This is a genomic window from Pseudomonas glycinis (genome assembly GCF_054871425.1).
Window position 1 is genome coordinate 402,446 of record NZ_JBTYHF010000007.1, and the last position, 13,581, is coordinate 416,026.

Sequence of the window (13,581 nt, forward strand, 5' to 3'; positions counted from 1 at the left end):
GCCGCACAACCAACCTCCCCCCAGCGCGCGGTGCCCCAAAGCACCGCGTCGCCGTTTTATTGCGTTAAAGATTTCAGCAGGAAGGATTCACATGTCATCGGCTGTTCGCTTTTCTCGTACCACGCTTTCCACTGGCCTGTTGCTGGGCCTGAGCTGCGCCACTGCCCTCCCCGCGCTGGCCGCCAGCGATTTCGGTCTGCTGACCCGCAGCACCTTGACCGGTGACTGGGGCGGCTTGCGTCATCAACTCGATGAAGATGGCGTCAAGTTCACTGGCGATTACAGCGGCGAAACTGCTTACAACGCCGACGGCGGCCTGCACCGTTCAGCGCGTTATTCGCAGAACATCAAGCTCGGCGTGCAGTTTGATCTGAGCAAACTCTACGGCGTCGACAACGCCGGCAAAGTGCAACTGACCATCAACGACCGGCGCGGCAACAGCGCTTCGGAAGATCTGGTCGGCAACCGCCTGCCGATTCAGGAAAACTACGGCGGCCTGTACACGCGCCTGACTGAACTGAGTTATGAGCGCAGCCTGTTCACCCCGGCGCTGAACGTGAAGCTCGGCTACATGGCCATGGGCAACGACCTCGGCGGCCTCGACAGCGGCATTCTGTGCAACTTCATGAACGCCGGTTTCTGCGGTCACCCGCTGAACATGTCCGGCGGCAGCGGCTGGACCAACTACCCCAACGCTCGTCTGGGCGTGCGGGTCAAATACGACCTGTCGCCGTCCTGGCAGCTGCGTGTGGCGGCGTTCAACGTCGACCCCGAGAGCAACGGCAATTCCAGCCGCGCCTGGCATCTGGGGCCGAAGCACACCACTGGCACCGTCGTGCCGATCGAGTTGGTGTACAAGCACGCCGGCGAGCTGCCGGGTGAATACAAGCTCGGCTATTACTACGACAGCTCCGACGTCAAACGCATTGGCAGCGACGACGAGGTGTCCGGGCGTGGCGGGCATTATTTGCTGATCGATCAGGCCGTATGGCGTTCGCCGACCTCCGAGGGCCGCAGCCTGCATGCTTTCGGTCAGTATTCGGCGGCCAGTGAAGCCGCCTCGCCGTTCAGCAAGTGGTACGGCACCGGCGTGGTTTTGTACAAACCGTTCGAAGGCCGTCCGCGTGACACCCTGGCGCTGGGTTATGGCCGCGCCGTGCCGAACCCGCGCAGCCGCGATGTGCAGCAGGATGCCGCGCTGGCCAATGGTGCTGCGTTCCCGCATCTCGATAGCGCCGAGCAGTTGATCGAGCTGGGTTACGGCTACCAGGCCACCCCATGGCTGACCCTGCGCCCGAACCTGCAATACATCATCGAACCGGGGGCGTTTCCCGGGCAGGACATCGACAATGCGCTGGTGGTGGGTTTGCAGGTGAAGGCTGCGCTTTAAGCCTTGTAATGGATGTCATGGCGTCATCGCTGGCAAGCCAGCTCCCACAGGTTTTGACGGCGGACACAAAATCCCGGCAACACCCAAAACCCTTGTGGGAGCTGGCTTGCCAGCGATAGCGGTGGGTCAGGCAATACAGCTCCAACAAGGCTCGGAGTTGCACCTCTCCCACCTGTCGAAATTAATTCCAGCCCATCGGTGAATTATTTCGTGTCCGCATGTATCTGAGCCAGAAGAGCCGGCGCCATCATGGAGATGGCATCGCAGCGGTAATCTGGATCAGCGAGCGGGAACAGCGCAATGAAATCACGCAAGAACACCGTCAAACCGATCGGTTTGAAAGACATCACCATTGTCGACGACGCCAAGATGCGCAAGGCGATCACCGCCGCCGCACTGGGCAACGCCATGGAATGGTTCGACTTTGGCGTCTACGGCTTTGTCGCCTATGTGCTCGGCAAGGTCTTCTTCCCCGGCGCCGATCCCGGCGTGCAAATGATCGCCGCGCTGGCGACCTTCTCCGTGCCCTTCCTCATCCGTCCGCTTGGCGGTTTGTTCTTCGGTGCGCTCGGCGACAAATACGGACGGCAGAAAGTCCTCGCCGCGACCATCGTCATCATGTCCCTGAGCACCTTCGCCATCGGCCTGATTCCGTCCTATGCCTCGATCGGCATCTGGGCGCCGATCCTGCTGTTGCTGGCGAAAATGGCCCAAGGTTTCTCGGTCGGTGGCGAATACACCGGCGCCTCGATCTTCGTCGCTGAATACGCGCCCGACCGTAAGCGCGGCTTCCTCGGTAGTTGGCTGGATTTCGGCTCGATCGCCGGTTTCGTCTTCGGCGCCGGCGTCGTGGTGCTGATTTCAACCATTCTCGGTGAACAGCGCTTCGAAGAATGGGGCTGGCGGATTCCGTTCTTCCTCGCCCTGCCGCTGGGCATGATCGGCCTGTATCTGCGCCACGCCCTGGAAGAAACCCCGGCGTTCCAGCAGCACGTGGAAAAACTCGAACAAGGCGACCGCGAAGGCCTCGCCGGCGGCCCGAAAGTGTCCTTCAAGGAAGTCGCAACCAAACACTGGCGCAGCCTGATGACCTGCATCGGCGTGGTAGCGGCGACCAACGTCACCTATTACATGCTGCTCACCTACATGCCGAGTTACCTGACGCACAACCTGCACTACAGCGAAAACCACGGTGTGCTGATCATCATCGCGATCATGGTCGGCATGCTCTTCGTGCAGCCGCTGATCGGTTTCATCAGCGACAAGATCGGCCGCAAACCCTTCATCGTCGTCGGCAGCATTGGCCTGTTCATCTTCGCCATTCCGGCGTTCATGCTGATCAACAGCGGCAGCATCGGCCTGATCTTCTCCGGCCTGCTGATCCTCGCGGTGCTGCTCAACTTCTTCATCGGCGTGATGGCCTCGACCCTGCCGGCGATGTTCCCCACGCACATCCGCTACAGCGCGCTGGCCAGCGCCTTCAACGTTTCGGTGCTGATCGCCGGTCTGACCCCGACTGCCGTGGCCTGGCTGGTGGAAAGCACCAACGATCTGTACATGCCTGCGTATTACCTGATGGTCATCGCCGTGGTCGGTCTGGTCACTGGCGTGACCATGAAGGAAACCGCCAACAAGCCCTTGCGCGGCGCGGCCCCGGCGGCTTCCGACCTCGAAGAGGCCAAGGAGCTGTTGCAAGAACACCACGACAACATCGAGCAGAAAATCGAAGACATCGATGCCGAAATCGCCGCGCTGGAAGCCAAGCGCAAGGAACTGGCGCTCCAGCATCCGCGCATCGATTGATCAGTGCGGCGTCGGCAATCGGTCCGACGCCACGCCGAGCTTGAGCTAGCCTTGAAACCGGATTGCATGCCATTCAAGGAGTTCACATGTTCAAGCTGATGAAAAGTTCGGTCGCTGGTGGATTGCTCTTCGCCAGCCTCCAGGCCGAAGCCGGCGGCATCATGATTTACGAGGCCGGCCACGAAGGCACCGGGCTGGCCAACGCCGGCTCTGCGGTCATGGCCAGCGACCCGAGCATTCTGATGACCAACCCGGCGGGCATCAGCCAACTGGCCGGCACGCAGATCAACTTCAACGCGCAGTTGATCCTCGGCGACGTCAGCTTCTCCCGCGACAACGCCAATACCTTCGGCGGCAACGAAGGTGGCAACGCCTTGAAGTACCTGCCCGGCTCCAGCTTCTTCATCAGCCATCAACTCGATGAGCGCTCCTCGATCGGCTTCGGCATGTACGGCAATTTCGGTCTGGCGCTGGACTACGACGATGACTGGGCCGGGCGCTATTTCGCTCAGGAGTCGGCCATTATCGGTGTGTCATTCCAGCCCACCTATGCCTACAAGATCACCGACGACCTGTCCGTCGGCCTCGGCCCGCGCTTCATGCTTGGCTACTTCCGCACCGAAGTGGCGGTCAACAATAACGTGCTCGGTCTGGGCAACGCCGAGGATGGTCAGTTGCGTTACAAGGACACCGACTGGGGCACGGGCGCCAACGTCGGCGTGCTCTACAACCTCAACGAGCGCACGAAGCTCGGGCTGGCCTGGACCAGCAAGATCAAGCTCAAATTCGAAGACAAACCCGAGCTTAAGAAAATCACCAATCCGCTGCTGCGTCTGGCGCTCAACCGTCTTGACGCCGATCAGCTGAACGTCGACATGAACGTGCCGCAGACCGTCACCACCAGCGTGTCCTACCAGCTCGATCCGCAGTGGACGCTGCTCGGCAGCCTCGGCTGGCAGGACTGGAGCGATTTCGGCAAGGTCGGCGTGGAAGTCGATACCGGCCTGGGCTCGACTTCCAGAACGGCGCAGCGGCAATACAAGGACACCTGGCATGCCTCGATCGGCGCGCAGCATCAGATCAACCCGAAACTGCGCTGGAACGTCGGCCTCGGTTACGACTCCTCGGCAGTAGATGACAAGGATCGCACCGTCGACAACCCGATGAACGAAGCGTGGCGCCTGGCGACCGGGGTCAGCTATGCGTTGCAGGACGATGTCGATGTGCACATGAGCTACACGCTGATCTACCTCGGCGACATGGACGTGCAGCAGACCAAAACGCGCTCCGGCGGCTCGGTCTCCGGCGAATACAAAAACGCCGCCCTGCATGTGCTGGGCGGCGGCGTGGTCTGGCGTTTCTAGGGGTCACTCATCCTTTGGCGCCTGCGCCGGTGCGGTGAACCACTGCTCCGGCGGCACGCGTTTTTCCTGCTGCGGATCGCCCAGGTAATGCGGCGACATGATCTGCACGCCGTATTCATTGAACACGTCCTGAATATTGGCGTGGAGCATGCTCAGCAACACCGCACGCGGGCGCGGCTGGCTGGGGATGGCCTGGGCCACCAGGCGATACTCGGGATAGAAGTCCGACAGCGCGGTCTGAAACACCTGCGCCGGCGGGTCTTCGAGCACGCCCGGCGTGCGTTTGGCCGCCTCCAGCAACATCGCTTCGACCTGACGCCACGGGGTGTCGTAGCCGATGGTCACGACCGTGTCGACCACGTACCCAGGACCTTGCACGGTGCGCGAGTAGTTCTTGGTCACGGTGCCGGTGATCATCGAGTTGGGCAGCGTCAGCACTTCACCGAGGCCGGTGCGAATCCGCGTGGTGAACATGCCCAGCTCGGTAACAGTGCCTTCGTACTCGCCGATCCTGACAAACTCGCCGGGGCGCAAAGTCCGCGTGTAGGTCAGGATCAACCCGGCCGCCGCTTGCCCGACGACGCTGGTGGCGCCAAGGGAAATCATCAGGCCGATCAGCACCGACAAGCCTTTGAACGCATCGGTCCCGGCGCCGGGCAGATAGGGATAAGCCATCGCCAGCGCAAACAGCCAGACTGCCAGCGCGGTCAGGCGTTGCGTCGGTTGCAGGGTCTCATGGTTGAGCCAACTGAACGTCCCCGGCGCGGCCATCCGGCGCAGGATGCGTCGGGTAAATGCGGTCACGCCCCGGGCGATAAAGAAAATCGCCAGCGCCACGCCCAGCCCCGGTATCGCATCGACGATGCCCTGCAACAGATAACCGGCCAGTTCCACCAGATAGTTGTTGAGGCTTTCGCCCCACGGCCGCGTATACGGGAAGCGTGACAGGACAAAACCCAGCCATTCGTAGGACAGCAGCAGGATCAGCAACCAGCGCAGGAACAACAGACAGCGGCTGACCAACGGGTAGAGAAAATTCGAATCGATCAGTTGCACCCGTCCGACCTTCAGCGCCTTGGTGTGGCGATCCATCAGCGCCGGCAGTTTCGCCAACAACTTGTGGCGCAGCCATGACAGGCACCACAGCAGCGCCAGATAGATCAGCGTGGCCACCGCCGCCAGCGCCAGCGAACGCACAATCATCTGCACGTTACGCGCCTCACGGGTTTCGTTGACCACCTGGCGCAGTTTTTCCGCTGCGCCTTCGGCAGCTTCCTGCACCGAGGAATAGGCCAGACTGTCGACGTCTTTCGGTGCAACGATGAACGCACGGGTATTGCCGATCAGCACCATGTAACTGTTCTGGATCGAATCAGTGCTGATCTTCAGCTCAGGGTCTTCCTCCAGCGCTTCACTGATCACCCGCTTCGCCCGCTTGACCCGTGAGGCCGGCGCCTCGCCAAGAATGGTCGCGCGAAAAAGCATGATGCTGCGGTTGGCCACCTTCAGTTCTACCGCTTCGTCCGTTGCTGTCGTGGTGTCTTCCAGTGCCTGGCCGAGCCCGGACCACAGTGTTGCAGCCAGCAGCATCGCCAGCACCATCAGCCTGTTACGCATGCGCCGTTCCTTATGGCTGATTGTCGTGAGAGGTTTCGTCCAGTACTTCGCTGACGTCGGCCGGTTGATAGACCCAGCCGATGAACAATTCATAACCGACCGCCAGGATCACCGGCCCGGTGAACAGGCCGATGATGCCGCTGGTGACCATGCCGCCCAGCGCGCCGATCAGCACCACCGGCATCGGCACGGCCACGCCACGCCCGAGCAACATCGGCTTGAGCACGTTGTCGGAAAGCCCGGCGATCACCATCCACACGGCGAAGATGATCGTGCCGGGGCCGACGCCATCATGGGCAAAGACGAACACCACCACCGGCACGGTAACCAACAGCACCGGCAGTTGCATGATGCCCAGCAGCAACACCATCAACGCCAGCACACCGGCAGCGGGCACGCCCATGATCACCAGCGCCACGCCGATCAAGATCATCTGGATAAAAGCGATACCGACCACGCCCTGCGCCACCGCGCGAATGGTCGAGGTGCACAGTTGCGCGATCTGCGGGCCACGCACCGGGCCGGAAATCCGCGTGGTGATCGCCACCGCTGTGCGATGGCCGCGTTCGCCGTGGGTCATGATCAGTCCGGCGACGATCAGCGCGACGACAAACACCACGATGCCTGCGCCGACGCCGGCGGCCTGATGCAACAGCACCCGACCCCAACTGGTCAGGTGCGGCGCCAGTTCCTTGAATACCCAGCTCAGGTCCTGCGAAGCGTGCATCCAGATGCCATACAACGGCGCGCCGATCAGCGGCCAGTCGGCGACATTGGCGGGTGGTGGCGGAATCTCGAACTGCCCCGCTTCCACGGTTTGCATGCCCACCTTCACCGAATCGGCCACGGATGCGCCGAGCAGGCTCAGCGGCACCATCAGGATCACCAAGCCGAGCAACACCAGCACAATCGCCGCCCAACCGTAGCGGTTGCCGAGCTTGGCGCCGAGTTTCTGGTTCAGCGGATACAGCGTGACCGCGAGGATCAGCGCCCACAGCATCACATTGAGAAACGGATGGAAAATGTCGTAGCAGAACAGCACCAGGGTCGCGATCAACCCGGCGCGGATCAGTACGTCTAGCAAGGCTTTGGAACTGTTGAAGGCAATCAGCGGCTTATCTTCCATGGCAACATTCCTGAGCGGTGCAGCATTCGGGATGCGCTGAGCCTAGAACATGTTGGGCTGGTCTTCCTGTGGGGCGCGGGATTATCGGTTTACACAACACACTGTGGGAGCGAGCCTGCTCGCGAAAGCAGTATTTCAGGGCCAAGACCCTTTTGAATCTGCCGGCGCCTTCGCGAGCAGGCTCGCTCCCACCGGGCTTTGCGTTAATCCAATCTCAACCCGCCCACAAATCCAGTGTGGGAGCGAGCCTGCTCGCGAAAGCGCAAGGTCAGGCAGCACGGATGCTCAGGCCATCTACCAACAAAACCATCACCCCACCGATTACTCCGCCCGCCGCATGGTGTTAAATAGGCGCCAGTCCCGACCTTGTCGCTTCAAGCCGTGCCACGAGAACCGCTATGAATACCCCTGCCCCAAACATCCACGCTCAACAGGTGACCCCATGATCGAAGTCACCGAAGTCTCCATCGCCCAACTGCGCGCCGCCCTCGAATCCGGCCAGACCACTGCCGTGGAGCTGGTGCAAGCCTATCTGGCGCGCATTGATGCCTACGACGGCGCCGACACCCCGACGGCACTCAACGCCGTCGTCGTGCGCAGCCCCGAAGCGCTGAACGAAGCCCGCGCCTCCGATGCCCGCCGCGCCAAAGGTGAAACCCTCGGCCCGCTCGATGGCATTCCCTACACCGCCAAGGACAGCTATCTGGTCAAGGGCCTGACCGCCGCTTCCGGCAGTCCGGCGTTTGCCGATCTGGTCGCCCATCGCGACGCCTTCACCATCGAGCGCCTGCGCGCTGCCGGGGCGATCTGCCTGGGCAAGACCAACATGCCGCCGATGGCCAATGGCGGCATGCAACGCGGCGTCTATGGCCGCGCTGAAAGCCCGTACAACGCCGCTTACCTCACCGCACCGTTCGCCTCCGGCTCGTCCAACGGTGCCGGCACCGCGACCGCTGCGAGTTTCGCTGCGTTCGGCCTGGCCGAGGAAACCTGGTCCAGCGGTCGTGGCCCTGCGTCGAACAACGGCCTGTGCGCCTACACCCCGTCGCGCGGCGTAATTTCGGTGCGCGGCAACTGGCCGTTGACCCCGACCATGGACGTCGTCGTGCCGTTCGCGCGGACCATGGCCGACCTGCTCGAAGTGCTCGATGTGGTCGTCGCCGAAGACTCCGATACCCGTGGCGACCTGTGGCGCCTGCAACCTTGGGTGCCGATCCCGCGCGTCAGCGAAGTGCGCCCGGCTGCGTACAGCGAACTGGCCGCCGACGCCAAAGCCCTGGCCGGCAAACGCTTCGCCATCCCGCGCATGTACATCAATACCGACCCGGACGCTGGCACCAGCGAAGCCCCCGGCATTGGCGGCCCGACCGGTCAGCGCATCAACACCCGCGCGTCCGTGATCGACTTGTGGCAGCAGGCGCGTCAGGCCCTGGAAGCCGCTGGCGCTGAAGTCGTCGAAACCGACTTTCCGCTGGTTTCCAACTGCGAAGGCGACCGCCCTGGCGCACCAACCGTGTTCACCCGTGGGCTGGTGTCGAAAGAGTTTCTGCACCATGAACTGTGGGATCTGACTGCCTGGGCGTTCGACGACTTCCTGCAAGCCAACGGTGACCCGAAGCTTAATCGTCTGGTTGACGTCGACGGGCCGAAGATCTTCCCGCACGACCCTGGCACCCTGCCCAACCGCGAAGGCGATCTGGCCGCCGGCATGGACGAATACGTGCGCATGGCCGAACACGGCATCACGCCGTGGAATGAAATCCCAACCGTGCCCGATGGCTTGCGCGGTCTGGAGCAGACCCGACGCATCGACCTCGAAGACTGGATGGACAGCCTCGGCCTCGACGCCGTGCTGTTCCCCACCGTCGCCGACGTCGGCCCGGCGGATGCGGATGTGAACCCGGCCTCGGCGGATATCGCCTGGAGCAACGGCGTCTGGGTGGCCAACGGCAACCTCGCGATCCGCCACCTCGGCGTGCCAACCGTCACCGTGCCCATGGGCGTGATGGCCGACATCGGCATGCCCGTCGGCCTGACCTTCGCCGGCCGCGCCTACGACGACTCGAACCTGCTGCGCTTCGCCGCCGCTTTCGAATCCACCGGCAGCAAACGCCAGATCCCACCGCGTACACCGCCGCTGGCTTAATGCACTGTGTCAGCTCCCACACACCCTGTGGGAGCTGGCTTGCCCGCGATGGCGGCCTGACAGCCGCCACATTTCCACCTGACTACCCCGACTCAAACTGTGGGAGCGAGCCTGCTCGCGAAAGCGCTGTGTCAGTCAGCATTTTCGTTAACTGACACTCCGCATTCGCGAGCAGGCTCGCTCCCACAGGGTTTGGTGTGAGGGCTGCCAACTCAGCACACCGGCCCAATCCTTGCCAGGCCAATCCGCCGATCATCAGCGCCATCCTGATGACCACCGGCCCTGACCATGATCAACCGCGCCCCCTCCCGCCTCACCCTGCTCGCCATGCTCTGCGGTCTGACCGGCACCGCCCACGCCAGCGGCTTTTTCGACGACGCCAAAAGCGATGTCTTGCTGCGCAACTTCTACCTCAGCAACGACTACCGCTCGCCCACGCCCGCCGGGAAAAACTACAAACAGGAGTGGGCACAAGGCTTTATCGGCAACTTCTCATCCGGTTTCACCGAGGGCACAGTCGGTTTCGGCATCGACGCGCACGCTTTCGCCGGCCTGAAACTCGACGGCGGCAAGGGCCATTCCGGCACCGGTCTGTTACCGGTCGACAGCGATGGTCGCAGTGAAAACAACTATTCCAGCGCTGGCGGTGCGTTCAAGCTCAAGGTCTCGCGAACCACCCTCGCCTTCGGAGAAATGACCGTAGAAACCCCGGTCTTCGACACCTCCGACAAACGCCTGCAACCGGAATACGCTACAGGCTTTTTGCTCAACAGCGCCGAGCTCGACAACGTCAATCTGCTCGCCGGGCATTTCACTGCATTCAAGAACCAGGACAGCTCCTCCGGCCAAGGCGATTTCTACGGTTACGGCGCCAACACCGAAGCGGGTGGCATCAGCTTCGTCGGTGCCGACCTGTTCAGCTCCAGCCCGATCGGCGGCGCACTCTACGCCTCAGAACTGAGCGACACCTGGCACCAGTACTACGGCAACCTGCACTTCAAACAGTCCGGTGTACTGCTCGACGCCAACCTCTACCACACCCGCGACACCGGCCGCTCACTGGCCGGCGAGATCGACAACAGCGCCTTCAGCCTCTCCGGCAAATACAGCTTCGGCGCGCACGCGGTGATGCTCGGCTGGCAACGGATCAATGGCGACACGCCGTTCGATTTCGTCGGCGGCGACTCGATCTACCTCGCCAACTCGATCAAATACGCCGACTTCAACGGCGCCAACGAACGCTCCTGGCAAGCCCGCTACGACCTCGACCTCGGCGCCTTCGGCATCCCCGGCCTGAACTTCATGACCCGCTACGTCAGCGGCAGCCACATTGACGGCACGCACGCGCCGAAGGGCGGCGCCTACAACCCGTTCGACGCCGACAGCGGCGACTATCAACCGCAACAAGGCAGCGGCGGCAAACACTGGGAACGCGATATCGACCTGAAATATGTCGTGCAATCCGGCGCCGCGAAGGATCTGTCGGTGCAGCTGTCGCACGTCACCCACCGCGCCAACGAAGCGCAGGCTGGCGATGATATTGACCGGATTTACGTGGTCATCCAGTACCCGTTGGGTTTGTGAGGTAACACGATCAACCCGCCCACAGGTTCCTGCGTCGGCCACAAACCCTGAGTTTGCTCCTTGAGATCAAAATCAAATGATTTCAGCGTACCGCAGCGCCTACAGCAGCTAGCCAAGTGCCATCACCTCGTTTATTCTGCGCCCCCGCATAAAAAGCCAAGCCAGGAAGGCATTGATTGACCTTCCTGTTTGTAGTCAATCAACGCAAGCAGATTCAGGGATGTACATGTTTCAGCTATTCAAACTCGGAGCGGCCGTCGTGCTCGCCGCGACGCTCAGCGGCTGCATTACCGAAAGCGCTTCCTGGGTCAGCGAACCCTTGCAACCCAAGGCAAGCGAGCCAGTCAGTTATCTCGTTGGCTCAATCGGGCCGCAATCACTCAAGCAATCAGCCGCTGACAACCAGCGAATCTTTTTCCGCAAACGCGGTTCCGAATACGGTGCGGCCGGCGTCTGGAAAATGGCCGGCGCTTACTCCACGCCGCAGGATGTTCAGGACGGTGTCGGCGCAGCGAGCGTATTCGTGCTTCCCCTGAAGCCGGGCGATTACGAGTTCTATGATTTCCAGTTCTTTTCCGCACGTTATCAACCTGGGCTAGGCACTGTTTTCACCTCGAGAGAGGCGCGGGAAAAATTCAACCTGCCGATGCGCCTGGAACCCGGCAAGGCCTATTACATCGGCGAGTTCCGCTCGTTCTGCCTGACAGCCGGTTTCTGCGCGTTCCGCTGGAGTGATCAGAACGCCCGCGATGCGCTGATTGCGCAACGTCTGGCGCCAGGATTGCCAACGCTGCAACCGCTGAAACTTGACCTCAACCGTGCTCAGCCCTACATCTTCACCGGCCCCATTCCGGGTATTGCCGTGGATGCCAAACCATGAAAAAAATCATCGCCCTCACCGCCGCCGCTCTGTTGACCGGTTGCGCGGCGACCAACACCTTGCCCGAGCGCACGCTTACGGACGCTCAGGATTATCTGCAGCCGATTCACGTTATGGTCGATGATCCGGAAAACGGCTCCAGCCTGCGCAACCACCTGCGTCAGACCGGTGTGTTCCGCACTATCGAAACCGGCAGCGGTAAAGCTGACGAGTACAACGTGCAGGTCAAACTCAATGTGGAACGTCACCTGCCGCCGTTTCCGGTGATTCTGCTGAGCACCGCGACGTTGTTCTTGCTGCCGCTGTCGAACGAATTCGACACGCAAACCGAATTCACCGTGTTCCAGGGTGACAAGCGACTGAAGCAATACACCTATCGCAACATCACTCAAAAATACGTCTGGCTACTGGATCAGGGCGGCGAGATGCGCGAACAGAACCTCGGCCGCATCGCCCGCGCCTTCGCGCAGGATGTGCAGCAGGACCGGCTGATCCCGGCAGTCGCGCAATGAACCGCGCGATGATAAAAGTCGCCGGCCTGCTCTGTGCCTCACTGATGCTGGGCGGCTGCGCCAACACCTTGCAGCCGCTCGATTACCATGCCGATCAGGCCTACGTGCCGGTCACGCTCGGCATGGGGCCGGCGTATACGCGCATCGACGAGCAGCATCAGCGCGAAACCGTCAGCGTCCTGAAAAAGACCGGCGCGTTCTCGATGCTCGACGGCGGTTACACCCGCAACGGCTACAGCCTGTTGATCACCGAACCCAGCGACGGCAAGGTCAACTGGCTGGCGCTGGTCAACGTCTTCACCCTGTTCACCTTCCCGATGCCCTACCACTACCAGGACAACCTGCGCGGCTCGGTCTTCAAGGATGGCCAACTGCTCAAAACCTACAACTACTCCCGCGAAGGCTGGAGCGTGATGACGTGGTATGTGCCGATTCCCGGGGTCGAGAACAAACGGCAGATGCTCGACCAGTTGTTGGTGGAAATGGACCGGGACAAGTTGATTCCGTATCAACCATAAGGTTGGGTGATGTGGGCTGGTGCGGTGGACTGCGGCGCAATGCATTGCAATGTGGGAGCGAGCCTGCTCGCGAAGAGGCCATCAGGTTCGGCGCAATTCTTTGATTTAAACGAAGCTGTTTAAAAGACACCTGCGGACACGGTCTCAAGGCTACAAATCCTTGCGCCATTGCCTACAGCCAAGCCAGAATCCGCCGGCTTGTGCGCCTTGGGGGCGGGTTCTATTGTGGTGCGGTCGCTGACGAATCAGCGATCGGGTTTAGCGATCCGACTCATTACAGACGCACCAATGCCCAGTCTCAATTGCGTTTTTCGATCTGCACTTGATGTCATGGTGGCTGTGCGTGGGAGACCTTCGGGTCTACCCGGGGTTTCTGTGACCCGGATCGCTAACCTGCGTACAGCCGCCACCTTTACTTGTTTAGCGATGAGCCGTGGCGGCTAAATCAACCACGGAGTCTCACCATGATCAAACCAACACCCAACCCACCCGAAACCGACCCCACCTCCCCCTACGAATCCCTCGACTCCAAAAAACTACACCAAGCCGCCGACCGCGCCCTCGACCACTACCTCTGCCCACCCGGCTCGACCCCGCCGCCGTTCAGCCCCCGCGCCATGTATGCCGTCACCGCCGACACC

Annotated in this window: 10 protein-coding genes and 1 pseudogene; 9 read left to right on the top strand and 2 right to left on the bottom strand. The window is 61.6% G+C overall.

The annotated features are described in order from the left end of the window. Positions 1–91 precede the first annotated feature (91 nt). The 3 genes from ACYSTU_RS19050 (at position 92) to ACYSTU_RS19060 (ending at position 4,557) form a co-directional block, all read left to right on the top strand. Positions 92–1,390 (top strand): carbohydrate porin, encoded by a 1,299-nt coding sequence (locus tag ACYSTU_RS19050; protein WP_499000886.1) that lies wholly within the window; start codon positions 92–94, stop codon positions 1,388–1,390. A 300-nt stretch (positions 1,391–1,690) separates the two neighbouring features. Further along, positions 1,691–3,193 (top strand): glycine betaine/L-proline transporter ProP, encoded by a 1,503-nt coding sequence (gene proP, locus ACYSTU_RS19055; RefSeq protein ID WP_024013032.1) that lies wholly within the window; start codon positions 1,691–1,693, stop codon positions 3,191–3,193. Positions 3,194–3,279: 86 nt separating this feature from the next. After that, positions 3,280–4,557 (top strand): OmpP1/FadL family transporter, encoded by a 1,278-nt coding sequence (locus ACYSTU_RS19060; protein WP_413694512.1) that lies wholly within the window; start codon positions 3,280–3,282, stop codon positions 4,555–4,557. A 3-nt stretch (positions 4,558–4,560) separates the two neighbouring features. On the opposite strand, the gene ACYSTU_RS19065 is transcribed toward ACYSTU_RS19060, so the two are convergent. Together ACYSTU_RS19065 and ACYSTU_RS19070 are read right to left on the bottom strand one after the other, a co-directional pair. After that, on the bottom strand, positions 4,561–6,174 hold the full coding sequence (locus tag ACYSTU_RS19065) for a mechanosensitive ion channel family protein (RefSeq protein ID WP_071172514.1): 1,614 nt from the start codon (positions 6,172–6,174) through the stop codon (positions 4,561–4,563). 10 nt (positions 6,175–6,184) lie between these two features. Further along, positions 6,185–7,300, bottom strand: coding sequence for an AI-2E family transporter (locus ACYSTU_RS19070; RefSeq protein ID WP_016774807.1), 1,116 nt, complete (start codon positions 7,298–7,300; stop codon positions 6,185–6,187). Between the two features lie 442 nt (positions 7,301–7,742). On the opposite strand from ACYSTU_RS19070, the gene ACYSTU_RS19075 reads away from it, so the two are divergent. The 6 genes and pseudogenes from ACYSTU_RS19075 to ACYSTU_RS19100 form a co-directional block, all read left to right on the top strand. After that, positions 7,743–9,446, top strand: a complete 1,704-nt coding sequence (locus ACYSTU_RS19075; RefSeq protein WP_499000891.1) for an amidase — start codon at positions 7,743–7,745, stop codon at positions 9,444–9,446. Between the two features lie 288 nt (positions 9,447–9,734). After that, the gene (locus tag ACYSTU_RS19080) at positions 9,735–11,030 is read left to right on the top strand and encodes an OprD family porin (RefSeq protein ID WP_499000894.1); all 1,296 of its coding nucleotides are present in this window, start codon (positions 9,735–9,737) and stop codon (positions 11,028–11,030) included. Between the two features lie 226 nt (positions 11,031–11,256). Beyond that, on the top strand, positions 11,257–11,910 hold the full coding sequence (locus tag ACYSTU_RS19085; RefSeq protein ID WP_038862158.1) for a hypothetical protein: 654 nt from the start codon (positions 11,257–11,259) through the stop codon (positions 11,908–11,910). Beyond that, complete coding sequence (locus ACYSTU_RS19090; protein WP_122706290.1) at positions 11,907–12,422, top strand: hypothetical protein; 516 nt, start codon at positions 11,907–11,909, stop codon at positions 12,420–12,422. The genes ACYSTU_RS19085 and ACYSTU_RS19090 overlap by 4 nt, the downstream gene beginning before the upstream one ends. Positions 12,423–12,430: 8 nt before the next feature. Beyond that, complete coding sequence (locus tag ACYSTU_RS19095; RefSeq protein WP_024013039.1) at positions 12,431–12,940, top strand: hypothetical protein; 510 nt, start codon at positions 12,431–12,433, stop codon at positions 12,938–12,940. Positions 12,941–13,404: 464 nt separating this feature from the next. Next, positions 13,405–13,581 (top strand): annotated as a pseudogene (locus ACYSTU_RS19100) (DUF6124 family protein); the annotation flags it as partial.